Below are 22,935 nucleotides of genomic sequence, written 5' to 3' on the forward strand. Positions count from 1 at the left end.
GCAGCCTCGGCTGCCTTTATCCTATCAAGCGGTCACTCAGCGTTTTAGCTGCTGATTAACAAAGGCCAGCACCTCATCGATAGCCAGCAACTCGGTGGCACCGCTGCGGCGGTTTTTATATTCCACCTGACGGTTATCTAAGTTACGCTCGCCGATGACAATATGATGCGGAATACCGACCAGCTCCATATCGGCAAACATCACACCCGGGCGCTCTTTGCGATCATCAAACAGGACTTCAATACCGGCAGCAGTAAGCTGTTGGTACAGCAGTTCAGTGGCTTCGGCGATCCGTACTGATTTGTGCATATTCATCGGAATTAACACCACCTGAAATGGCGCTATCGCGTCAGGCCAGATAATACCGCGCTCGTCATGGTTTTGCTCGATGGCTGCAGCCACGATACGGGACACGCCAACGCCATAGCAGCCCATGGTCATGATCTGGTGCTTACCTTCTTCGTTCAGTACGCCGGCTTTCATCGCCTGTGAGTATTTGTCACCCAGTTGGAAGATATGGCCCACTTCAATACCGCGCTTGATCACCAGCTTACCAAAGCCACAGGGGCTGGCATCGCCTTCCACCACATTGCGCAGGTCGGCAACCTGATAATCGGTGACATCGCGGTCCCAGTTAACACCGGTCAGATGGAAGCCATCCTGATTAGCACCACAGCTAAAATCGGCCAGATGCGCCGCGCTGCGATCGACAATCAGCGGCAGCGGGCACTTTACCGGGCCTAATGAACCCGGGCCGGCACCCATCACGGCGCGGATTTCTTCTTCCGAAGCAAACACCAGCGGGCTGGCAACTTGTGGCAGCTTTTCGGCTTTAATTTCGTTTAATTCGTGATCGCCACGCAGTACCAGGGCAACCAATGTCTGTGGCGCATCGTCACTGGCTTTGGCGGCATAGACAATCAGCGTTTTGCTGATTTGACTGGCCGGCTGCTGTAACAGCGCGGCAACTTCAGCGACCGTTTTCGCGTCAGGGGTTGCTACCTGTGTCAGCTGCTGCGTCGGGGCAGGGCGGGGGCCTGCCGGTGCCTTGGCTTCCGCCATTTCGATGTTTGCGGCGTAATCGCTGGTATCTGAAAAGGCAATCGCATCTTCACCTGAGGCAGCAAGGACATGGAACTCGTGCGAGACACTGCCGCCGATAGCGCCGGTATCAGCCAGCACTGGCCGGTAGTCCAGACCTAAGCGGTTAAAAATATTGCAGTAGGCGCTATACATCGCATCATAGGTTTGCTGCAGCGATTCCTGACTTAAGTGGAAAGAGTAGGCGTCTTTCATCAGGAATTCACGCGCGCGCATTACGCCAAAGCGTGGCCGGCGCTCATCACGGAATTTAGTTTGGATCTGATACAGATTCAGCGGCAGCTGTTTATAGCTGGTGATTTCGCGGCGTACCAGATCGGTAATGACTTCTTCATGGGTTGGCCCCAGCACAAAGTCGCGCTGGTGGCGGTCAACAAAGCGCAGCAGCTCAGCGTCCATTTTTTCCCAGCGCCCCGATTCCTGCCACAGCTCAGCCGGTTGTACCAACGGCATTAATACCTCAATGGCGCCGGCTTTATTCATTTCTTCGCGGACAATTTGCTCAACTTTACGCAGCACCCGCACACCAGACGGCAGATAGGTGTACATCCCCGAGGCCAGACGACGGATCATTCCGGCGCGCAGCATAAGTTTATGGCTGATCACCTCGGCATCGGCCGGGGTCTCTTTCATGGTCGATAATAAATACTGACTGGTGCGCATGCGATTCTCTGTAAAAAGCTGATTCTTAAGTGGCGGCTATTCTAGCAACGGTTTTACTCGGGCAGAAGTTTAATCTGCTGATTAATTACCTGATTGGTCACTTGCTGCTGCGCGAGCATCCCGCCCAGGCTGTAAAGACTGCCGTTGATTTCTACCATAGCCCGCAGATCCATCACTGCGGTGGCGGCCTCGCCTTTAAACCAGCGTTGCTGCTTTGGGGAATATAGCCATACCGCAGCCGAGGGTTCTGCGGCCTCGCCCTGATAACCGACACCATTTAAGCGATAGGGGGTATTACTGCCGCCAACAAAGGCTGCGAATTCTTCACCATTGAAGCGCACTGTGCTGGCGGCTAAACGATACCGTCCTTGTTGATCGGGATGCGGGATCTGGCGCCAACTGATTTTAAGCGGCTCACTACCCAGAGTACCGGCCCAGCAAGCCGGCGACTTTTGTAACGCTGGCGCCTGGTCTTTGGCGTAATGCAGGGTGACGCCATCACAGACAACTAACTGATTGGCGGCGATGGTGGCAGCATGGCCGAATACCGGCGCACCGGGAAAAGGTGTGGCCTGCGCCCAGCGCTGGGTAAAGTTATCAAATACCTGCACCAGATTGACGGTGCCATGGTCGCTCCAGCCGCTGACCAGATAAATATAACGGTTCTGGTGTGGCACTGCCGCAGCATGGTCAACCGGCACTGGCATATCATTCAGACGGGTAAAGCGCCGCGTGACCGGATCCAAGCGGTAGCTATCGCTCGCAGTAATGGCTGAACCATCGGCCTGCACCAGGGCGCCGCCAAAGATAAAGAAGTTGTTATTCAGTGCCACCGCACTGCTACCGATACGGCCAGCCAGTCGCTGCTGGCTGGGTAGGGCAGGTAAAGTGCTCCAGCTAAATTCTCCCAGCGTATGCAGCCAGACTTTATTGTGCTGATCACTGATTTGTTTACCGGGCCCCAGGCCGCCAACCGATAAAATATAGGTTTTATCCCGGATACTGGTTGCAGCAACGGCATTGTTACTGACCGGTTCGGGTAACGCCGGGATCGCCAGTGCCAGACTACTGCTGGCAATCAGGCTCAGGCAACTGAAGGATTTCAGTAACATGGTTATGTTCTCCATTAACAGTCCACTTAATATTAAAGTTATACAGTGTCATACCGTAATGTTGTTCACTCTGGCGCTGCTTTTTATAAGACGGCCGCGGATCCTGTTTTAACACTTGTTCGATCAGATTCTGCAGATCCGGATAAGCACGCTGGCGCTGACAAAAGCCGGCCGCATCCTCTGAAAAACTGACGGTCATAGTGGTTTCTGGTGCCGCATCCGCAAAGCCGCCGCTGGCATGCGGCAGGGCGTCTGAGTAAGGCAGATAAGGCTTGATATCAAGGATGGGCGTACCGTGTAGTAAGTCCAGCCCACTGATTAGCAACTCGATTTGTCCCTTTTTCTGGCTCACGCCTTCCAGCTTCACCACCGACATACCTATCGGGTTGGGGCGAAATGTCGCCCGGGTGGCGAAGACGCCTTTACGGACGTTGCCGCCTAAGCGAGGTGGGCGTACCAATGGTGACCAACCCTTATCCGCGGTTTCATGAAACACAAACAGCAACCACAAATGGCTGAAGGCCTCAATACCCCGGACAAAGGTTTCGTCTGCAAAGGGAGCTCGCAGCACCAGTTTGCCATGTGCTGCCGCAATCAGGCCTGGCTGGCGTGGGATCGCAAACTTTTGTTTATAAGGTGATTCAATATAACCGATCACCTGCATCTGATACTGCTCTGTCATCCTGCTCGCTTGGTTAAGTCAGCGTTTTTATTCAGACTTTATTATGCAAGCCGGGGCGGCAAACAACAAGCAAAGTCGGTTTGGCCATCTAAATGGTTTTGACGCCAGATGGATATGTTGTCAGAATGCGGACTATGATGATAAGCCAAGCATGCAGTGGAATGACTTTATGGAACAGCGCATCCTATTAACCGAATGTCCCGACTCCAAGGGGCTGATCGCGCAGATCACCAATATTTGCTACAAGCACCAATTGAATATCAGCCGTAATACCGAGTACGTTGATCCGGTCAGCGGGCAGTTTTATATGCGCACCGAGCTGGACGGCATCTTTAATGAAACGACCTTACTGGCCGATCTGGATCGGGCTTTGCCAGCAGGTAGCAGCCGTAGTTTGCTAAGCCGACAGGCAAAGCGGGTCGTCATCATGATTACCAAGGAAGCGCACTGTCTGGGCGATATCCTGATGAAAGTCTACGACGGCTCGCTGCAGCTGGAGATAGCCGCTATTGTCGGCAATCATCCAGAGTTGGCGCAGTTAGCAAAGCGTTTTGAAATTCCCTATCATTTTGTCAGTCACCAAGGATTGAGTCGCGAGGCGCACGAGCAGGCGCTGCTGGAAGTCATTACGCCTTATCAGCCGCAATATCTGATCCTGGCCAAATTTATGCGTATCCTGACCCCGGCCTTTGTTGCCCGTTACCCAAACCGGATTATCAATATCCATCACAGCTTTTTACCGGCCTTTATCGGGGCTAAACCCTACCAGCAGGCTTTTGAACGTGGGGTAAAAATTATTGGTGCCACCGCCCATTTTGTGAATAATCATTTGGATGAGGGGCCCATTATTCAGCAAAAAGTGTTACCGGTGGATCACAGTTACAGTGCAGAGGATATGGAGAAAGCGGGTCGCGATGTCGAGAAAGCGGCGTTAAGTGAAGCCTTAGCCTTTATTACTGAAGATAGGGTCTTTGTACATGGCAACAAAACTGTAATCCTGTAAGCTGACATCCTGCCTGTGTCAGCGGTAAAAGGTACGTGCTGGCGCGTGCCGCTTTAGTACGTATCAGGCAGCTCCTGCGGGTCCAGGGCGTAGATCTTATCGATTTGTTCCAGACTGGAGTGGCTGACTTTAAGATCTTTGACCCGGCCATTGCGTAAACTATAGACCCAGCCATGCACCGACAGTTGCTGACCCCGCTCCCAGGCTTCCTGCACAAAACTGGTATGGCAAAGATTCTTAACCTGCTCGACCACATTTAGCTCAATCAAGCGGTTAACACGTTGGTCTTCGGTTTCCAGGCAATCAATTTGCTGGCGGTGCAGGGCATACACATCTTTGACATTACGTAGCCAGTTATCGACAAAGCCGACCCGCTGATTCAGCAAAGCAGCCTTAACGCCACCACAGCCATAATGACCGACCACCAGAATATGCTTTACTTTAAGAATATCAATGGCGTACTGCAATACTGACAGGCAGTTCATATCGGAGTGCACCACCAGGTTGGCCACGTTACGATGCACAAAGAGTTCGCCTGGCATTAGTCCAACAATTTCATTAGCCGGAACCCGGCTATCAGAGCAACCGATCCACAGATACTCTGGCGCTTGTTGTTCCGATAATTGTTTAAAGAAACCGGGCTGTTCACGCTCTATGCGGTCTGCCCAGTTTTTATTATTGCTAAAGAGTTCTGCAAAATTTGCCATTTGTCTAACCAAAGCACGAAATTGGCGTCACGATAGCGGATTCCTGTTAAAGCACAAGCCCGACCAGCCAATTAATGCCGGGATCTACCAGTCAGTGAAATCATGGCAACTTAACGATACTGCAATTAAATAGAATATCAATGCAATAACATCCTGACGTTTAATTATGCCTTGCTGTCATTTAATAATAAGGCTTCTCAATATTATGTGCATCAGTTATGATTAAGTGGATTATTAAACGGGAGTCAAAGATGTCGATATTACTTGATAAGCGCGAATTAAAAAAAGCAGCCAAGGAACTTACGTTAGCTAAGTTAAATGATGTTCTGGAAACACTGCAAACTGTACTGGCGGAGCGCCAGTCAGAGATCGATGCCATCAACGAGATTGAGCGCTTCGCCCGTGAAAAAGGATTTACACTGGAGCAGTTAGGTTACAAACAGGTACAGGATGTTGTGCCGGTGTCTGTTGAAACAGAAAAGAATTCAGATAAAAAGCCAGTTAAACCAAAATTCAAAACACTGAACAAAGACAGTCAGTATTTTTATGTTGAGAATGGCAAGTTGCAATTATTGCGCACTCATACCATGAAGAAAGGTTTGCAAGAGCGCGGTATTGATGTCGTACCAGCGGCCAAGGTTGATAAAAAATTCGCCAAAGATATTGAGCGTTTACTTACTGAAGCCACAGAGCAAGCGGTAGCCAATTTTAATCAGAAAGTTGTCATCTGGAATGCCTGGGCTGCAGCCAATGGTGGCGAGATCCTGCAAAGCCGCTAAGTTTATTTTTACAGCAGTATTCAGAAACAAAAACCCGGCTAGGCCGGGTTTTTGTTTTTTAACGCAGTGTTATTTCGGTTGGGCATCGAGCGACTGCCCGGTCACGCCGATACTGTCATCACTCATCAAATAGAGATACAGCCACATCAGATCAGCCGGCGTTTTCAACTGCTGTGCGTCTTCACCCGGATAGGCCTTGGCGCGCATACTGGTGCGGGTGGCGCCCGGATTAATGCAGTTAACCCGTAAACTGGTTTGATCCAGTTCATCAGCCAGAATTTGCATTAAGCCTTCGGTAGCAAACTTTGATACCGCGTAAGGGCCCCAGAAAGCACGACCTTTGCGGCCAACACCGGAAGAGGTAAAGACGACAGAGGGGTGTGCGCTTTGCTTTAGTACCGGCAATAATGCCTGTGTCATCAGCATCGGTGCCGTAACATTAACCTGCATAATATCCTGCCAGGTTGGCAGGTCGATATGTTCAAAAGGGGTTAGCACGCCCAGTAAGCCCGCATTGTGTAACAGGCCATCTAAGCGCCCAAATTCTGCCTGAATGGTAGCGGCCATATCCTGATAATGTTTCTTGGTCGCGCCTTTCATATCCAGCGGCACTATCGCTGGCTCCGGATAACCTGCCGCGACAATCTCATCATAAACTGCAGTGAGTTTGTTGGTAGTTTTACCCAGTAAAATGACGGTCGCACCATACTGGGCATAAGTCATAGCGGCGGTTTTACCGATACCATCGCCGGCACCGGTAACCAGAATCACTTTATCTTGCAGCACGCCAGGCACTGCGCTGTAGTGTTGAGGTATTTGCATAACAGACTCGTCGTGTAAAAAATGGCGACAGGATACGCCCAATAACACTATTTTGCACCTTTCTTCACGATATCTGTGTTTTTACTCTAGCGATCTTGAAAACTTTGGGTTAACTTTAACTGGTCGTAGCTGTTAGTCGCTAACAGTCGCCAAATTCAGAATAAGTAAAGTAAGATTTTGCTTTGCAATAAAAAAATACCAGTGATGGACAGGGGAGAAATTATGAAGAAGCTGGCAATCAGTATTGCTGTCACCGCGGCGCTCGGTTTAGCAGCTTGTGGTGATTCGTTAGACGACATCAAACAGGATGTCGGGCAAGGTGGTAATGTTATTCCAAGTGCCCGGGTTGTTTTTGATCCTACCGCCGGGCAAGTCTCAGTTCCGAACGATTTATTATTTCAGGGTACTACCGATGGTACTCTGACTCTGGATGCCGGTGCCGCACCCGATTACACTAACCCACAGGTCGCGCTTGGCGCATTAGATGGCTGGTCAACGCAGAACCCGTTCAGTATCGCTTTAAGCTTCCCTGCTGGTGTGAGTTTGAATATGGACTCCGCCAGAGCTCCGGGTTCAGTGCGGTTATTTAAAGCGCTGATGGGTGATCCTGCGTCTCCGGATACCGCTTGCCGTGCGGTACCACGTGGCCTGGCGTGTAAGATCGTGTCTGAATTACAATACGGTGTTGATTTCGTTTCTGCTGGCAGTGGTAACAGTGTTGCGGTGATTCCGTTAAAACCGCTGGAAGCGGCGACTACCTATTTGCTGGCGCTGACAAATGGCTTAAAAGACAGCACAGGCGCGGCAATTAAGCCTTCAACAACCTATGAGTTGGTGAAACAAGATCTGGCAACCTTGCCTTTGGCAACAGAATCCCAGCGCGGTTTGCAAGCGGTGATCAACAGCTTCGAAAATACGATGCGCGGTCAGGGCTTGCCATCCGAGAGTATTATCTATTCTGCCGCCATTACGACCCAGTCTACCGGGGCGGTACTGGCTAATCTGAAACAACTGATGGCTTCGCCAACCCCGACCGGTTACGCACCTGGCGCTTTAGTGGTGCAGAACACCGGATTAACAGTATCTCAGGTTAACCCGGCTTTTGCATCATCCCAGGCTTTCCAGATCACCCGTTTATATCAGGGTAGTCTGACGCTGCCATACTTCCTCGGCGTACCCTCTGCTGAGAATGTAACAGCACCGTTAAATACACGCTGGTTGGCGCGTTGTGATAGTGGTGCCATTATCGCTGCCTTACCACCAAGCATGAAACCATCGACACCAGTGTCAGAAAATGATGGCTTCTGTCAGGCGGTCAGTAATGGCGCCTTACGTGATTTGGGCGTAGACAGTGCCCGTCATCTGACGAAATTTAATATTATTCCGAAGATTAATAGCTACCAGACTGTTCCAGTGCAGATGACAGTGCCTGATAGCAATGTGATCCCGATGCCGGCAGCAGGCTGGCCGGTGGTGATTTTGCAGCACGGTATCACCTCCCGCAAAGAGGATATGCTGGCAATTACCGGCACGCTGGCTTCACAGGGTTTCGCCACTGTTGCTATTGACCATCCGTTACACGGCAGCCGTGGTTTTAGCTTCTCAACGGCCGATCGCACCTTTAACTTTAATGCGTCGACTAATGCCGCTACCGACTATATGAACCTGTCAAACCTGCTGGTGACGCGGGATAACCTGCGGCAGAGTATTGCCGATATGCTGGCACTGCGGTTTGCGCTGAATAATATCAGCGGTGTGACCATCGACAAGAGCCGCATTCAGTTTCTGGGGCATTCATTAGGTGGTATTACCGGCACTGGTATGGTGGCATTAGCGAATGCACCAACGGGTAATGCAACTTTAGATGCCGCCTTTAAGGTGGAAACCGCTGTGCTGGCAATGCCAGGCGGTGCTGTTGCTAACTTCCTGTTAGATTCGCCATCCTTTGGTCCGCTGATTAAAGCCAGCGTGATGTTAGGTGCCGGTGGTGAACTGACCAGTCAGTTTGTAACCTATGTCGCCACTAATACAGGTTGTGGTACGCCTTCCGCGGCAAATCTGGCGACCTGGCCAGCTTGTGCAGCGCCAATCGTCAACCAGTATCTTGCCAGTTTGCAGCAGACCGGTAATACCGCGCAGTTAAACCGTATCACTGCGACCCTGACGCAGTTTGCCTTTGCTGCGCAAACAGTCACAGACAGTGGTGATCCGAATAACTACGCGCAAATGCTGGTTGCCGGTGGTACTCCAACCTATATTATTGAGGTTGTTGGCGACGGGGCGGATAATAAGCCAGATCAGGTTATTCCTAATGGTTTCTTTAACCCGCTGACCGCTCTGGCTCAGGGCCGTATGGCGCTGGCCGGTACTGAGCCTTTGGCGCGGTTACTGAATGCCTCTGCTGTACCTGCACAGGCACCGGGTGTAGCGCTGACAGGTAATGCGCTGACGCGCTTTAAAGCGGGTGACCATAGTTCTATTCTGAACCCGGCATCCAGCGCAGCAGCGACCGGTGAGATGCAGTTCCAGACTGTAACTTTCTTCCTGAATCGCGGTAAGCAGATTGGTGTACAGAATCCGGCGGTTATTGCCGGTAATTAAGGTCTGAGTGACCTTACCCCTAACAGCCCGGCTGCAGAATGCGCCGGGCTGTTGCTTTATGATTTAGCAGTTAAGCATAATAGATGCTCAACCCCCCATCGTTAAGTCGCGCTGGAATAGCATCAGCGGCGCTGCAGGAGAATACTTTGGCATTTATCTATGAATATGGTTTGTTTTTGGCTAAGGCGGCAACGCTGGTTGTTGCCGTCGCTATTATTATTGTGCTGATCGCCGGGGTGGCGCTGAAACAGCGCCCCCGTAAGGGCCAGCTTGAAATCCATGACCTGAATGAAGCCTATCTGCAACAGCAAGAGTTGTTACAGCACTATTTATTGCCAAAAAAGGCCTTTAAAAAATGGCAGAAGAACGCGCAGAAAAGCTATGACCAGTTAACTGAACAACCTAAACGCCTGTTTGTGGTGGAATTTAATGGCAGTATCGACGCGCATGAGGCTGAAGCCTTACGTGAAGAGGTATCGGCGATCCTGTCGGTTGCTACCGCTGAGGATGAAGTCTTGTTGAAGTTGGAGAGTGGCGGTGGTGTAGTGCATGGTTATGGCCTTGCGGCCTCGCAGCTGGACCGGCTGAAACAACAACAGATCCCGCTTACCATAGCTGTTGACAAGGTGGCTGCCAGTGGCGGCTATATGATGGCTTGTGTTGCCGATAAGATCCTCGCCGCGCCCTTTGCGATTATCGGCTCCATCGGTGTCATTGCGCAGTTGCCTAATTTTAACCGCTTACTGAAAAAGCATGATGTGGATTTTGAACAATTCACTGCCGGTGAATTTAAACGCACCGTCACACTGTTCGGTGAGAATACCGATAAAGGCCGGCAAAAATTCCAGCAAGAATTAGAAGAGACCCATCAGCTATTTAAAGCCTTCGTCGCCCGGCACCGACCTGCCTTAGCGCTGGACAAGGTGGCGACCGGTGAGCACTGGTTTGGCTATCAGGCGCTGGAGCTGGGATTGATTGATGAGCTGAGCACCAGTGATAGTTACTTAAGTCAGGCTTGTCAGCAGCGACAGGTGCTGCAGGTGAAGTACAGCCAGAAAAAGCGCTTGTCAGAAAAACTGGGTACAGCGGGGGCCAGTTTTGGCGCCGCATTGTGGCAGAAGCTGCAGCAGTGGCGTTGGCACTAAGCACAATGGAGCAGGCATTTTGGCATCAATGCTGGCAGCAGCAGCAACTTGGTTTTCAGCTCGCAGAACCCCATCCGTTATTACAGGCACATCTGGCAGAGGTGCTTGCCAGCAAAGCGGGTGCACTAAACAGCATAGTGCTGCCATTATGCGGTAAAAGTCCGGATCTGATGTTTTGTCGCCAGTTTTTGCCGGTAACAGGTTTTGAATTATCACCTATTGCCTGTCACGACTTCTTCAGCGAACAGGGGCTTAGCGTTACAGTGGATAGGTCACCCGCTGCTGCGCCGGGCTTTGTGCATTATCAAAGCCCGGACATAGCGCTGTGGCAGGGCGATTTTTTTCAGGTGCCGGCGGCATTAATTCAGCGCTCGGTGCTGCTGTACGATCGTGCTGCGCTGATTGCCTTACCCGCACCGATGCGCCGGGCCTATGCAGATAAATTAAAGCAGTGGTTGGCGCTGGGCGCCTCGCTGTTGTTGATTAGTCTTGAATATCCGGAGGCAGAGCGTCAGGGGCCACCTTTTGCGGTATTGCCGGATGAATTAGCGCAACTATTTTCAGGCTATCAGCTAACGTTGCTGCAAAGCCAGGATATTACCGGTCAGGGATTTGGCCGCCGACGCTTGGCGACCAGTCAACTATGGGAAAAAATTTGGTTAATAGAATAGCGCGTGTTGACGTGTCAACACGCGCTGGCAATGGCGAGCTGCCATTGCTATTCCTGCGTTGTTACGCTCAGGAATCGCGCAGGTGATGAAAGTCGATACTTTCTTCTTTTAAGCCAGCGCGCGGATCGTTAAAGACACTTTCATCAAACTCGCCCTCGCTTTTACCGACGACGACTGACACCATGGCATCGCCGGTAATATTGACCGCAGTGCGTGTCATATCGAGCAGGCGATCCACTCCGATAATCAGCGCGATACCCTCAACCGGCAGCCCCACCTGTTGCAGTACCATGGCTAACATAATTAAACCCGCACCCGGTACCCCGGCAGTGCCAATTGACGCCAGTGTTGCCGTGAGGATCACCATTAAAAAGTCAGAAAAGCTAAGGTCGACGCCAAATAGCTGTGCAATAAAGACGGTGGCAACACCCTGCATAATGGCCGTGCCGTCCATATTGATGGTGGCACCAAGAGGCACAGTAAAAGAGCTGATGGTATTTTTTACACCGAGCTTTTTGGTTACGGTTTCCATCGTGATGGGTAAGGTGGCGCTGCTGCTGGAAGTGCTAAAGCCAAAAAGTGCGGCTTCGCGCATTTTCTTTAAAAAGATAATCGGGTTTAAGCCGGTCAGCGCTTTTAAAATGACCGGATAAACCAATAAGCCATGCACCAGCAGCACCGTTAAAACCACCATAAAATACATAAAGAGGTTGAGGATGGTCTCGTAGCGGATAAAGGTAAAGAGTTTGGCTAACAGGAAAAACACACCATAGGGTGCCAGATTCATCAGTATGGTGACCAGGCGCAGTATCACTTCATTTAAATCGTTAAAGATCCCCGCCAGACGCTCTCCCGCTTTACCGGTAAGCGCCATGGCAATACCAAAGAGTAATGCAAAGACAATAATCTGTAGCATATTGCCAGAGGCCATCGACTGGATAGGATTGGTTGGGAAGATATTGATAAACACCTGCGCCAGTGACGGTGCGGCACTGACATCAAAGGTCGACTCAGCCTGCAGCTCAACCCCCACGCCAGGCCCGGTAAGCAGTGCCAAGGCCATCGCCAGGCTGATTGCCAGCGCGGTCGTGATCAGATAAAGCCCAATCGATTTACCGCCAAGCCGCCCCAGTTTACTGGTATCGGATAAAGAACAGGTACCGCAGACCAGTGATACAAACACCAGCGGCACTACCAGCATCCGTAAGCTGGCGATAAAGATTTCACCACCAATATGAAAGATACCATCGACAAAGAAGGCGCGCAGCGGTATCGACAGTCCCAACAGAGATAGCTGGCGCTCTTCAGCACCGGCCAGAATAAACTGAAAGAAGATACCGACAGCGATACCCGCAAGCATACCTATTACGATGCGGCTGGTGAGACTAAGTTTTTTTTTGGTTGTCATAAGGCTGAAAATCAGTTTGTTCGCAAAGGTTCCTAGGGTAGCAGGTTGTCAGGCAGCTTTGCAGTCAGTGAATAATTTTTTTTAAATATCGCTGCCGGCTGGATATTTATTAGTTTAAGATACAGAATTAACAAAACTATATAAGAAAGTGCTAGGGAGAGTTTTCATGCTGAAGATCCGGCAACTCTGGGTTGTGTTTGTTATGTTTGCCCTTACCGCCTGTGGTGGGGGAGGAACCTTAGATGGCGGCGGTGGTAGCGGGGGAGGCGGCGGCAGCGGTACAGCGCCAGTCTATCAGTTACAGCTGGAACTATTAAATAGTAGTGGGGCAGCCGCTACCAGTTTGTCAGCCAGTCAACCGCTTACGGTACGGGCGACCCTTACGGCGACACAGAATGCGGTGGTTGCCGGTAAAGTTATTGCTTTTGCGATTGACCCTCCAGGTTTAGCTAACTTGTCGACGTCGACCGGCACGGCCCTGACCGATGCCAGTGGGGTGGCGACCATTACCCTGGCAGTTGGTAGCGCCAGTGGTGCTGGTAGCCTGGTCGCCAGCTACTCTGAGAGTGCAAACGAGGGTAGCACCGTGCGTGCCAGTCGTGCTGTTGGTTTTACGTCAGCCGGTGATGGCGGCGGTGAAACCGGCGTGAATATCGCCAGTGTGCGCCTGCTCGTCGATCGCACTCAGTTAGGCTCAGGTGCCGCCGATGGCATCCAGTTATCTGCCTTGGTACGTGATCGCAATAATGTGTTACTTGCCGGCGTTCCAGTGACTTTCTCTGCAGACTCCGGTGAGCTAATCGTTGTTGCCGCAGAAACAGAGCAGGATGGCGTCGCGAAAGCCCGATTAACCAGTCAGATTGATAAATCTTTACGCGATATTAATCTTACCGCCCGGGTCGGCACCATTGAAGACCGTGTTACGGTCAGAGTGGTAGGTACAACCTTAGAAGCCGTAGCGCCATCAGCTGTAGTGTTAGGTGATAAAGTGTCACTGAACTTTTCGCTGCAGGATGCTGCAGGGCAGGGGATCCCCAATCAACAATTAACGGTAAGTTCAGCGCTCGGTAACCCGCTGAGTGTCACCAACCCGGTAACGGGAGCGAATGGTCAGGTGACTGTGCAGTATGATGCGGCTACCAGCGGCAATGATACTTTAACTGTGTCGGCACTGGGTATTAATCAGCAGTTTGCCATCAGCGTTAAAGCTGACAGCTTTGTGTTTTTACCGCAGGCGGGGCAGCCAGAAATCCCGGAGTTTCCACTAAACACGCCAACATCGATGATTCTGGAATGGTTAACCGACAATATTCCCAATGCCAATCGTAATGTACTGTTTTCTACCACGCGCGGTTTTATTGCCAACACGGCTGCCGGTCTGGCCACTAATCAGGTCGTGACCGAGAACACCACGGGAACAAATGGTCGGGCGGAGGTCTTTGTTCAGTCTGCCTTTGCTGGTCTAGCGACCATTTCAGCTCGCGGTGGTGACAACGAGGTTAATACCCAGCGAGTGATTGAGTTTGTCGCGACCAACCCCACCAAGATCGAAGTGCAGGCGTTTCCGGCACAGGTGGTTCCTGGTGATAGTAGTGCAATCCGCGCTATTGTACGCGATGCCAACAATAACCCGGTTAAGAATCAGCAAGTCGCATTTTCACTGGATAACAGTGCCGGTGGCTCTATCACTGCGGGTACGGCAGTAACCAACTCACAGGGGGTCGCGACCACGTCTTTCACCGCTGATCAGAGCACTGGTGCCGGCGTACAACAGCGTAACCTGGTGGTAAAAGCTTCCTTGGCGAATAATAACGCAGTGTCTGACTCGACAGATATCAGTGTTGGTGGCCGTACCTTATTCTTCCGCTTTGGCACCGGTAATGTGGTGGAATCCCCCAGTGCCAGTCTGTATCGGAAAGAGTTTTCAGTTGTGGTAACTGACGCTTCTGGCAATCCGGTGATTAACCAGCAATTAAATATTGCTGCGGTATCACTGCGCTATCGCAAAGGTTTCTGGGTGAAATCACCACCGCCACCGGAAAGCTTTAAGATCTGGGAACCGCAAGTGACAGCTAACTGCGTTACTGAAGATGTTAATTTCAATGGTATTTTGGATGCCGGAGAAGACTTTAATAACGACGGCCAGTTAACACCGGGCAATCTGGCCACGGTACCACGCACAGTGACGTCAAATAACGAGGGTATTGCCGTATTCCAGGTAACCTACCCACGTGATGTTGCACCCTGGTTAGATGTCAGACTGCAGGTATCAGGCTTTGCTTCTGGCACTGAAAATATCAGCTTCCGCGAGTATCAGCTTGATGTGGCTGCAGCCGATATTTCTCAGGAAAATGTGGCCCCACCAAGCAATCCGTTTGGTGTAGCTGCTAACTGTGCTAACCCGGGTTAATGTAAGCCCGAAAAAACAAAAGGAGCCGTTTGGCTCCTTTTTTGTATCAATACACCGACGAGTTAATGTCGGCGGTAATTATGCTTAACGCTGGAAGCTATATACCGACCCCAGTTTCAGAATTTGCGTCAGCTCATCTAAAGCGGTGCGGGACTCAATCATTAACTGTGGGTCCGCCAAATCCGCTTCGCTTAACTGGTCGCGATAATGCTTATCAACCCAGCTATTTAGCGTGGCAAATAGCTGCTCATTCATCAGCACGGCAGGGTTAACGGCCTGGCGCTCCTGCTCGTTCAGGACCACTCTTAACCGCAGACAGGCTGGACCACCGCCATTACGCATGCTTTGTTTAACATCAAAGTATTTTACCTGGCGAATGGGGGTATCCTGTTGGCATAACTCGGTCAGATAACGGTGTACACCGGCATGTTCCTGACATTCGGTTGGCGCGATAATCACCATCTCGCCGTTGGGTAAATTGATCAGCTGGGTATTAAATAAGTAGGTATTAACCGCATCGGCAACCGACACTTGCTGATCCGGCACTTCAATAAAGTGCAGGCTGCTGTCGTCGCCAAATTTACGCCGGATCTCAGACAGTTTTTGTGTCGTATCCAAAAACGCCTGTTGATGGTAAAACAGCACGTTGCGGTTGCCCACAGCGATAACATCGTTGTGGAACACGCCCTGATCAATTACCGCTGGATTTTGTTGTAAATAGACGGTGCCATGCTCACTTAAGCCATGTAAGCGGGCGACGGCCTGACAGGCTTCCAGGGTTTGCCGCGCTGGATATTTCGACGGTGCCGGCTTACTGCTATCAAAGGCGTGACGGCCATAAACAAAGATTTCGACGCCGGCTTTGGCGTAATCACTGCACAGGCGGGTATGGTTAGCAGCGCCTTCATCGCCAAAGTGATCGTTATCTGGCAAGTGTTGGTGATGGGCGAAGTGGCGCTGATCACTGAACATGGCACGCAAAATCCGGCCCGTTGTTTCCGGCTCTAACGAGCGGTGAAATTTATTGGTCAGGTTAGCCGGAGTAAAGTGTACTTTACCGTCAGCGGTATCGGCACTGGGTGAGACTGTCGCTGCATTGGCGGTCCACATACTGGACGCCGAGCAGACCGCCCGGTAAACTTCCGGCGCCTGTTTGGCCGCCTGGGTAATAACCTCGTTATCAGAGCCAGTAAAACCCAGCCGGCGCAGCGCGGCAATGTCAGGCCGCTCCTGCGGCGCTAACACGCCTTGTACCATGCCAAGGTCATACAGGGCTTTCATTTTCTGCAGTCCTTGTTTGGCGGCTTGCTTGGGGCTGGAGGTATTACGGGCATTGTTCAGTGAGGCAACATTGCCTACTGATAAACCGGCATAGTTGTGCGTCGGCCCAACCAGGCCGTCGAAATTGGCTTCATAAGCTTGCATTAAGTTTTATCCTTATTTGTGGCGACGCTGTTTTTGTTTTTTTTACGGTCGCGGGATCATGTGCTTCATTTTGTTATGGTCAGAGACTGGTCGATTCAGCGAAAAAACCAGCCAACAGGCATAATAATCAGTTTGAGCACTTGTCACAACAGCGGTTTGCGGATATACGTTTAAAAAGGGGCGCCGTTTACGGCCAAATGCTAAGGATCTTTGGATTAAAAATGGCAAAATCACTGGTAATAGTTGAATCACCGGCTAAGGCAAAAACGATAAATAAGTATCTGGGTAACGACTTTGTCGTGAAATCCAGTGTCGGGCATATCCGGGATTTACCCAGTAGCAGCAGTAAAGACAAGGCCAAAAGCTCAGATAAAAGCTTAAGTAAAGCCGAGAAAGAATATCAGGCGCTGGTTGATCGGATGGGCATTGATCCCGAGCACGGTTGGAAAGCGCGTTATGAAATTCTAGCGGGTAAAGAAAAAGTCGTTAAAGAGCTCAAGGCGTTGGCAGAAAAGGCGGATACCGTTTATCTGGCAACCGACTTAGACCGTGAAGGGGAAGCCATTGCCTGGCATTTACGCGAAGTGATCGGCGGTACGCCTGAAAAATTTAAGCGGGTGGTATTTAACGAAATCACCAAAAATGCCATTACCCAGGCGTTTGAACAGCCGGGTGAGTTGAACCTAGATCAGGTTGATGCGCAGCAAGCGCGACGTTTTCTGGACCGGGTTGTTGGCTTTATGGTGTCGCCGCTGCTGTGGAAAAAAGTCGCCCGGGGTCTGTCTGCGGGGCGGGTGCAGTCTGTAGCGGTACGCCTGGTAGTCGAGCGGGAGCGGGAAATTAAAGCCTTTGTGCCCGAAGAGTATTGGAGTATTGATGCCGATACACTGACCCAGGCAAAGCATGCACTGCCGCTGGAAGTAGTGAAACAAGGCGGCAAAGCGTTTAATCCGGTTAATAAAGCCCAGGCCGATGCCGCACTTGGCATATTACGGCAGGCCAGCTATCAGGTGCTGGAACGGGAAGATAAGCCCAGTAGCAGCAAACCGCAGGCGCCCTTTATTACCTCGACGCTACAGCAGGCAGCCAGTACACGTTTGGGTTATGGCGTGAAGAAAACCATGATGTTGGCGCAGCGTTTATATGAAGCTGGCCACATTACCTATATGCGTACTGACTCCACCAATTTAAGTGCGGAAGCGGTATCCAGCTGCCGTGATTATATTGCAAAACAATTTGGCGCCGCCTATCTGCCGGCAGAGCCGGTAAGTTATGGTAGCAAAGCCAATGCGCAGGAAGCTCACGAAGCCGTAAGGCCATCAGATGTGTCTGTTCTGGCTTCAGCACTTGGCGATATGGAAGCCGATGCGAAAAAGCTCTATGAGCTCATTTGGCGTCAATTTGTTGCCTGTCAGATGCCAGCAGCGCAGTACGATGTCACCAATATCACTGTCGCAGCCGCGGATTTTGAGTTAAAAGCCAAAGGCCGGGTATTGCGCTTCGACGGTTGGACCCGGGTGCAACCGGCGGTAAAGCGCAAAGGCGAAGAAGAGCTGGAATTGCCGGATGTTAAAGCCGGAGAGAGTCTGGCGCTGGTTGATTTGCATGCGGCACAACATTTTACCAAGCCGCCGGCCCGTTTTAGCGAAGCCAGTCTGGTTAAAGAGTTAGAGAAACGGGGCATCGGCCGGCCGTCGACCTATGCTGCTATCATCTCTACCATTCAGGAGCGCGGCTATGTGCGGGTTGACAACAAGCGTTTCTACGCCGAGAAAATGGGAGAAATCGTTACCGACCGTCTGGTAGAAAACTTTGATGATCTGATGAACTATGATTTTACCGCCAATATGGAGCTGAAGCTCGATGATATTGCAAAAGGGCAATTAAATTGGCGTAAAGAACTGGACCAGTTCTATCAGGGTTTTAACGCAAAATTGAAAACCGCCGAGCAGGAGCCTGAGCTCGGTGGTATGCGGGTGAATCAGTTTGTATTAACCGATATTGCCTGTCCAACCTGTGGCCGGCAGATGGGGATCCGTACCGCCTCTACCGGGGTATTTCTCGGTTGCTCAGGCTATAACTTACCGCCAAAAGAGCGCTGTACCACCACCATGAACCTGGTGTCGGGTGAAGAGGCGGTGTTGGTGGCTGATGACGAGCTGGAAACCGAAGCGCTGCGGCAGAAAAAACGTTGTCAAAAATGTGGCACCGCAATGGATTCTTATCTGCTGGATGAGCACCGGAAGCTACACGTCTGTGGTAATAACCCGCAGTGTGATGGTTATCAGGTCGAACAAGGGGCCTTTAAACTGAAAGGTTATGAAGGGCCAGAGATCGAGTGTGATAAATGTGGTGCTCAGATGCAGCTGAAATCCGGCCGCTTTGGTAAGTATTTTGGTTGCACCAACAGCGAGTGTAAAAATACCCGTAAGCTGTTACGTAGCGGCGAAGCGGCACCGCCAAAGGAAGATCCGGTGCATCTGCCGGAACTGAAATGTGAAAAGTCAGATACCTACTTTGTGTTGCGTGATGGCGCCTCAGGGGTGTTTCTGGCGGCGGCGAATTTTCCGAAATCCCGCGAAACCCGGGCACCTCTGGTCAGCGAGTTAAAACGCTTTAAGGACCGGCTATCGCCGAAGTTCCATTATTTGGCCGAAGCGCCGGAGCAGGATCCACAGGGTAACCCGGCGATTGTGCGTTATAGCCGTAAGACCAAACAACAATATGTGATGACGGAGCAAAATGGTAAAGCCACAGCCTGGTCGGCCTGGTATGAAAATGGGCGTTGGGTGGTCAGCAGTAAGTAAGACTAACTAACAGTAACAGGGGCTAAGGCCCCTGTTACCATTTACGCTTCGGCGCAAATAACTCGTCAATATCTTTGTTGTCTTTTTCACCGCGTTTTTCAATATCTTTGGCATTACCCTGTTTTAGCGCCTGAGTAATTTCTTCCAAAGCCATCTCGGCTTCTGAAATGCGGTTGGTTATATAGTCATGCTGGTGATTAGTATTGCGTAAAAACGCCAGTGCTTTTTCAAAATACTGCCGGGCTGAGCCAAGCATATTGTTGGACTGTGCGGTGCGGCCACGTTTTAACTGGCTCTCAACGTTGATTCTTAACTGCAGCAAATCAAGTCGCTTGTCTTCGTCGATCACCAGCTGCGTCTCCACATTACCTCTGGCGTGCTCTGCCCGTAACATGGTACGTAGCTTCTTAATACCTTTGATCATCGCCAGCAACTGCTGATCATTATCTGGCAGTGGCGGTACTTCAGCCACGCTAGGCGTTGCTTTACTGAGTTCGTTGATGCGATTTTCGGTGTCTTCCAGTCGTTGCCGGATATCCTTTACGTCTGGTTCTAACTCCACCATGGCCCGCAGCAGGTAAGCATTGCGGCGCAGTAACATCAGGGACAGGCCAGTCGATAATGGGACATTTGCTGCGTTAAACAGAATTTCTTCAGTTTCTTCCAGGGCATGACGCAGCTTGGTATATTCCGCACGCTTCAATGCCCGGATCCGCTCGCGGTGCTGTTGCACCACGTTAACGGTAACGGCAATAATCACCAGAGCTATCGTTAGCGTGATGATCAGGGGTAAGACCATTTATACCTCTGTCTTATTCTGCATAAGCAGTATCTTAATCGGAAACCCTACAGCTGAACAGATGCTCTGCCACGCAGTGTGCGGTATTGTCAGCTAGTTAGCTGTCAGACTAGCAAAATCCGCACCAGAATCCACTATATTTTTCTGACGCCAGTAGCACTTTTGTCTAACAACATTTTGTTCTAGGTGCTGCTATTATAGAAAATTATTGGAATATCTCAGCTATCCGGTATAGTAGATTGCTGCGTTTGAAAGGATCCTTATCGATGAAGTTACAGCAATTGCGCTACATTGTTGAAGTGATGAATCACAATTTAAATGTGTCATCGACAGCAGAAAGTTTATACACCTCGCAACCGGGGATCAGTAAGCAAATCCGTATGCTGGAAGATGAGCTGGGGATCCAGGTGTTCGGCCGCAGTGGCAAGCACCTGACTCATATTACGCCAGCCGGCCGGGAGGTGATTGATATTGCGCAGCAGATCCTGGCCAAGGTGGAAAATATCAAAGCCATCGCCCGTGAACACACCTTACCGGATCAGGGCAAGCTGAATATCGCTACCACACATACTCAGGCCCGCTATGCGTTACCGCCGGTGATCCGTACCTTTATGCAAAAGTTTCCACGGGTATCATTGCATATGCATCAGGGCTCGCCGCAGCAGATTTCTGAAGCCGCATCGCGTGGTGATGCGGATTTTGCCATCGCCACTGAGGCATTACATCTGTATGGTGATCTGGTGATGTTGCCTTGCTACCACTGGAACCGTAGCATTATTGTCCGCAAAGACCATCCGCTGACCCAACTGACCGCCAAGGTACAGATTGAAGATGTGGCGCGTTTTCCTATCGTCACCTATGTATTTGGCTTTACCGGTCGCTCCGAGCTGGACCGGGCTTTTGCCGCCCATCAGCTGGAGCCGCAGATTGTTTTTACCGCAACCGATGCGGATGTGATTAAAACCTATGTCAGGCTGGGCTTAGGGGTAGGGGTGATTGCGTCTATGGCGATCGACCCGCAGCTGGATCAGGACCTGGTAGCCATCGATGCCAGCCATTTATTTGAAGCCTCGACGACTAAGATTGGTTTTCGCAAAGGCGCCTTCCTGCGCAGTTATATGTATGACTTTATTGAGCGTTTTGCGCCGCATCTGACCAAAGATGTGGTAGAGCGGGCCAATGCACTGCGTAGCCAGGAAGAAATAGATCGGATGTTCAGTAAGTTTGAATTACCGGTGCGCTAGCGCAAACTGCTGCTGTAAAATCGCCGCGGTAAACTGAGTTTTCAGATAGAAACCCCGCGGCAGACTCTGTATCGGGCTACCGTCCGGGCCGATGGCCGCTGTCAGGGCTTTACTGTCGGCGGCTTTAGGTCTTAACTGCAGCACCTTGCCATGGGCGCCCTTAATCTGGTCCAGGCGCCCGAACGCAATCAACTCCATTAACTCTTCCCAGTCTTGCTGCAGCAGCGCCGCCTCACTGGGGCTCGGCTGCCATAAAAAGCCCTGCCCGATAATGCGCTCTGCCGGCGCGATATGCCGTTCAGCCAGGATCGGTAACCAGAGCACCTGGCTTAGTTTGCGACAGACCCACGACTCCTGCCATTGTTGACCGGTAGCACCCGTTAATGGCGCCACGCAGACATAAGTACTTTCCAGTGGTTTACCATATTGGTTAATCGGCAGGGTTTTCAGTTCGACTGCCAACTCGGGAAAATCCTGTACCGCCTGCGAACCTGCAGTTGCCCCCAGCGCCATTTCCAGCAGTTGTCCGGTCCAGCCTTTTTCACGGCGTAAATCGGCCGGCACGGGTACCTGCAATTGCGCCGCTAACTGACCCAGGGTTAAACCGGCAATCAGCGCGCAGCGCTCTAATAACTCTGTAACAGAAGCAGGCGAGGTGGGCATATGACAATTCTTTGACTTAATGAATGATTACCCTAGCATTTTTTTATGTTGTCGGCTGCTTAAAAAGCCAACAAACTAACTTATGCACAGTCAGAATTTATAATCACACCTTGATTGATTCACTTAATGTTATGAATTTAATGGTAAAAAAGCATTTATTTTGATGCGGGTTGTTAAAGTGCCTAAAGTTATTCAGTGATTAACTTAGGCTTATCCAGAGTGTTATGCACAGCAGCTGTGAAAAAACTCACAGTACCCTTGCTTATCTTCTGCTCATTGTGGATAAGTTGTGTGATGTTTGGCTGAAAATACCGTTTGCCGCCACGACAACTTTATGAAAGAATCCTTGTATAGCAGAAATTTAGATGCTTGAGGTTTGTGTGATCGATGCCGAGGGTTTCCGGCCCAATGTCGGCATAGTGATTTGTAACACCTTTGGACAGGTGTTTTGGGCGAAACGATACGGTCAGAATTCCTGGCAATATCCACAGGGTGGCATTGATGATGGCGAAACGCCGGAACAGGCCATGTACCGCGAACTGCACGAAGAAGTTGGGCTCAGGCCTGAAGATGTGGAAATTATAGCGACAACCAAACACTGGCTACGCTATAAGTTACCCAAACGACTGATTCGTAAAGATAGTAACCCTGTGTGTATCGGGCAGAAGCAGAAGTGGTTTTTACTGCGGCTGACCTGTCGGGAAGAAGACGTCAATCTGGCGAAAACCAGTCACCCGGAGTTCGATAGCTGGCGTTGGGTCAGTTACTGGTATCCGGTTAGACAGGTGGTTTCCTTTAAACGGGAAGTCTATCGCAAGGTTATGAAAGAATTCGCTCCGGTCGCTTTGCCTTTTGTTCGTCGGGACAGCAGTAAACGTAAAGTATAAACAACC

Annotated in this window: 18 protein-coding genes; 9 read left to right on the plus strand and 9 right to left on the minus strand. The window is 50.8% G+C overall.

Going from position 1 to position 22,935, the window contains the following annotated elements:
* Positions 1–36 precede the first annotated feature (36 nt).
* The 3 genes from H1D31_RS05460 to tsaA are packed head-to-tail and all read right to left on the minus strand — an operon-like array spanning position 37 to position 3,558.
* Complete coding sequence (locus H1D31_RS05460; RefSeq protein WP_065956307.1) at positions 37–1,764, minus strand: proline--tRNA ligase; 1,728 nt, start codon at positions 1,762–1,764, stop codon at positions 37–39.
* Positions 1,765–1,817: 53 nt separating this feature from the next.
* Positions 1,818–2,876: a Kelch repeat-containing protein gene (locus tag H1D31_RS05465; protein WP_261256767.1), complete on the minus strand. Its 1,059-nt coding sequence runs from the start codon at positions 2,874–2,876 to the stop codon at positions 1,818–1,820.
* Positions 2,830–3,558: a tRNA (N6-threonylcarbamoyladenosine(37)-N6)-methyltransferase TrmO gene (tsaA, locus tag H1D31_RS05470; RefSeq protein ID WP_008949757.1), complete on the minus strand. Its 729-nt coding sequence runs from the start codon at positions 3,556–3,558 to the stop codon at positions 2,830–2,832. The genes H1D31_RS05465 and tsaA overlap by 47 nt, the downstream gene beginning before the upstream one ends.
* Before the next feature lie 169 nt (positions 3,559–3,727).
* Between tsaA and purU the strand changes: the two genes are divergently transcribed.
* On the plus strand, positions 3,728–4,561 hold the full coding sequence (purU, locus tag H1D31_RS05475; RefSeq protein WP_261256771.1) for a formyltetrahydrofolate deformylase: 834 nt from the start codon (positions 3,728–3,730) through the stop codon (positions 4,559–4,561).
* A gap of 53 nt (positions 4,562–4,614) precedes the next feature.
* Here purU and can read toward each other — a convergent pair whose 3' ends face one another.
* Complete coding sequence (gene can / locus H1D31_RS05480) at positions 4,615–5,268, minus strand: carbonate dehydratase (RefSeq protein ID WP_261256773.1); 654 nt, start codon at positions 5,266–5,268, stop codon at positions 4,615–4,617.
* Positions 5,269–5,519: 251 nt separating this feature from the next.
* Between can and H1D31_RS05485 the strand changes: the two genes are divergently transcribed.
* The gene (locus tag H1D31_RS05485; protein ID WP_261256775.1) at positions 5,520–6,047 is read left to right on the plus strand and encodes an H-NS histone family protein; all 528 of its coding nucleotides are present in this window, start codon (positions 5,520–5,522) and stop codon (positions 6,045–6,047) included.
* A 69-nt stretch (positions 6,048–6,116) separates the two neighbouring features.
* On the opposite strand, the gene H1D31_RS05490 is transcribed toward H1D31_RS05485, so the two are convergent.
* Complete coding sequence (locus H1D31_RS05490) at positions 6,117–6,869, minus strand: YciK family oxidoreductase (RefSeq protein ID WP_261256777.1); 753 nt, start codon at positions 6,867–6,869, stop codon at positions 6,117–6,119.
* A gap of 222 nt (positions 6,870–7,091) precedes the next feature.
* Here H1D31_RS05490 and H1D31_RS05495 point away from each other — a divergent pair, with 222 nt between their 5' ends.
* The 3 genes from H1D31_RS05495 to H1D31_RS05505 all read left to right on the plus strand — a co-directional run bounded on the left by H1D31_RS05495 (position 7,092) and on the right by H1D31_RS05505 (position 11,286).
* Positions 7,092–9,470: a VolA/Pla-1 family phospholipase gene (locus H1D31_RS05495; protein WP_261256779.1), complete on the plus strand. Its 2,379-nt coding sequence runs from the start codon at positions 7,092–7,094 to the stop codon at positions 9,468–9,470.
* 146 nt (positions 9,471–9,616) lie between these two features.
* Positions 9,617–10,615, plus strand: coding sequence for a protease SohB (sohB, locus tag H1D31_RS05500; protein ID WP_261256781.1), 999 nt, complete (start codon positions 9,617–9,619; stop codon positions 10,613–10,615).
* Positions 10,582–11,286, plus strand: coding sequence for a thiopurine S-methyltransferase (locus H1D31_RS05505; RefSeq protein ID WP_261256783.1), 705 nt, complete (start codon positions 10,582–10,584; stop codon positions 11,284–11,286). The genes sohB and H1D31_RS05505 overlap by 34 nt, the downstream gene beginning before the upstream one ends.
* A gap of 67 nt (positions 11,287–11,353) precedes the next feature.
* Here H1D31_RS05505 and H1D31_RS05510 read toward each other — a convergent pair whose 3' ends face one another.
* Positions 11,354–12,694, minus strand: a complete 1,341-nt coding sequence (locus H1D31_RS05510) for a dicarboxylate/amino acid:cation symporter (RefSeq protein WP_008949749.1) — start codon at positions 12,692–12,694, stop codon at positions 11,354–11,356.
* A gap of 166 nt (positions 12,695–12,860) precedes the next feature.
* Here H1D31_RS05510 and H1D31_RS05515 point away from each other — a divergent pair, with 166 nt between their 5' ends.
* Positions 12,861–15,104, plus strand: a complete 2,244-nt coding sequence (locus H1D31_RS05515) for an Ig-like domain-containing protein (protein ID WP_261256786.1) — start codon at positions 12,861–12,863, stop codon at positions 15,102–15,104.
* 84 nt (positions 15,105–15,188) lie between these two features.
* Here the strand turns inward: H1D31_RS05515 and astB are convergent, their stop codons facing one another.
* Positions 15,189–16,529, minus strand: a complete 1,341-nt coding sequence (gene astB / locus H1D31_RS05520; protein WP_261256788.1) for an N-succinylarginine dihydrolase — start codon at positions 16,527–16,529, stop codon at positions 15,189–15,191.
* A 221-nt stretch (positions 16,530–16,750) separates the two neighbouring features.
* Between astB and topA the strand changes: the two genes are divergently transcribed.
* A complete protein-coding gene (gene topA, locus H1D31_RS05525) occupies positions 16,751–19,336 on the plus strand; it encodes a type I DNA topoisomerase (RefSeq protein ID WP_261256789.1) in 2,586 nt (861 codons plus the stop codon).
* Positions 19,337–19,370: 34 nt separating this feature from the next.
* Here the strand turns inward: topA and H1D31_RS05530 are convergent, their stop codons facing one another.
* Positions 19,371–20,135: a hypothetical protein gene (locus H1D31_RS05530; RefSeq protein ID WP_261256791.1), complete on the minus strand. Its 765-nt coding sequence runs from the start codon at positions 20,133–20,135 to the stop codon at positions 19,371–19,373.
* Between the two features lie 266 nt (positions 20,136–20,401).
* Between H1D31_RS05530 and cysB the strand changes: the two genes are divergently transcribed.
* A complete protein-coding gene (gene cysB, locus H1D31_RS05535) occupies positions 20,402–21,379 on the plus strand; it encodes an HTH-type transcriptional regulator CysB (RefSeq protein WP_065954860.1) in 978 nt (325 codons plus the stop codon).
* Here the strand turns inward: cysB and mutH are convergent.
* Positions 21,365–22,042, minus strand: a complete 678-nt coding sequence (gene mutH / locus H1D31_RS05540; protein ID WP_261256795.1) for a DNA mismatch repair endonuclease MutH — start codon at positions 22,040–22,042, stop codon at positions 21,365–21,367. The two genes, cysB and mutH, sit on opposite strands and share 15 nt — an antisense overlap.
* A 380-nt stretch (positions 22,043–22,422) precedes the next feature.
* On the opposite strand from mutH, the gene rppH reads away from it, so the two are divergent.
* Complete coding sequence (gene rppH / locus H1D31_RS05545; protein WP_039925610.1) at positions 22,423–22,929, plus strand: RNA pyrophosphohydrolase; 507 nt, start codon at positions 22,423–22,425, stop codon at positions 22,927–22,929.
* Positions 22,930–22,935 lie beyond the last annotated feature (6 nt).

The sequence above is a fragment of the Alishewanella sp. BS5-314 genome (genome assembly GCF_025377695.1).
Lineage (GTDB): Bacteria > Pseudomonadota > Gammaproteobacteria > Enterobacterales > Alteromonadaceae > Alishewanella > Alishewanella aestuarii.

Bases quoted from the DNA above. Each gene is read 5' to 3' on its own strand.
- astB (WP_261256788.1), bottom strand. From the start codon at position 16,529: ATGCAAGCTTATGAAGCCAATTTCGACGGCCTGGTTGGGCCGACGCAC.
- purU (WP_261256771.1), top strand. From the start codon at position 3,728: ATGGAACAGCGCATCCTATTAACCGAATGTCCCGACTCCAAGGGGCTG.
- H1D31_RS05465 (WP_261256767.1), bottom strand. From the start codon at position 2,876: ATGTTACTGAAATCCTTCAGTTGCCTGAGCCTGATTGCCAGCAGTAGT.
- mutH (WP_261256795.1), bottom strand. From the start codon at position 22,042: ATGCCCACCTCGCCTGCTTCTGTTACAGAGTTATTAGAGCGCTGCGCG.
- tsaA (WP_008949757.1), bottom strand. From the start codon at position 3,558: ATGACAGAGCAGTATCAGATGCAGGTGATCGGTTATATTGAATCACCT.
- H1D31_RS05495 (WP_261256779.1), top strand. From the start codon at position 7,092: ATGAAGAAGCTGGCAATCAGTATTGCTGTCACCGCGGCGCTCGGTTTA.
- cysB (WP_065954860.1), top strand. From the start codon at position 20,402: ATGAAGTTACAGCAATTGCGCTACATTGTTGAAGTGATGAATCACAAT.
- H1D31_RS05510 (WP_008949749.1), bottom strand. From the start codon at position 12,694: ATGACAACCAAAAAAAAACTTAGTCTCACCAGCCGCATCGTAATAGGT.
- H1D31_RS05530 (WP_261256791.1), bottom strand. From the start codon at position 20,135: ATGGTCTTACCCCTGATCATCACGCTAACGATAGCTCTGGTGATTATT.
- H1D31_RS05515 (WP_261256786.1), top strand. From the start codon at position 12,861: ATGCTGAAGATCCGGCAACTCTGGGTTGTGTTTGTTATGTTTGCCCTT.
- can (WP_261256773.1), bottom strand. From the start codon at position 5,268: ATGGCAAATTTTGCAGAACTCTTTAGCAATAATAAAAACTGGGCAGAC.
- H1D31_RS05460 (WP_065956307.1), bottom strand. From the start codon at position 1,764: ATGCGCACCAGTCAGTATTTATTATCGACCATGAAAGAGACCCCGGCC.
- H1D31_RS05490 (WP_261256777.1), bottom strand. From the start codon at position 6,869: ATGCAAATACCTCAACACTACAGCGCAGTGCCTGGCGTGCTGCAAGAT.
- H1D31_RS05485 (WP_261256775.1), top strand. From the start codon at position 5,520: ATGTCGATATTACTTGATAAGCGCGAATTAAAAAAAGCAGCCAAGGAA.
- topA (WP_261256789.1), top strand. From the start codon at position 16,751: ATGGCAAAATCACTGGTAATAGTTGAATCACCGGCTAAGGCAAAAACG.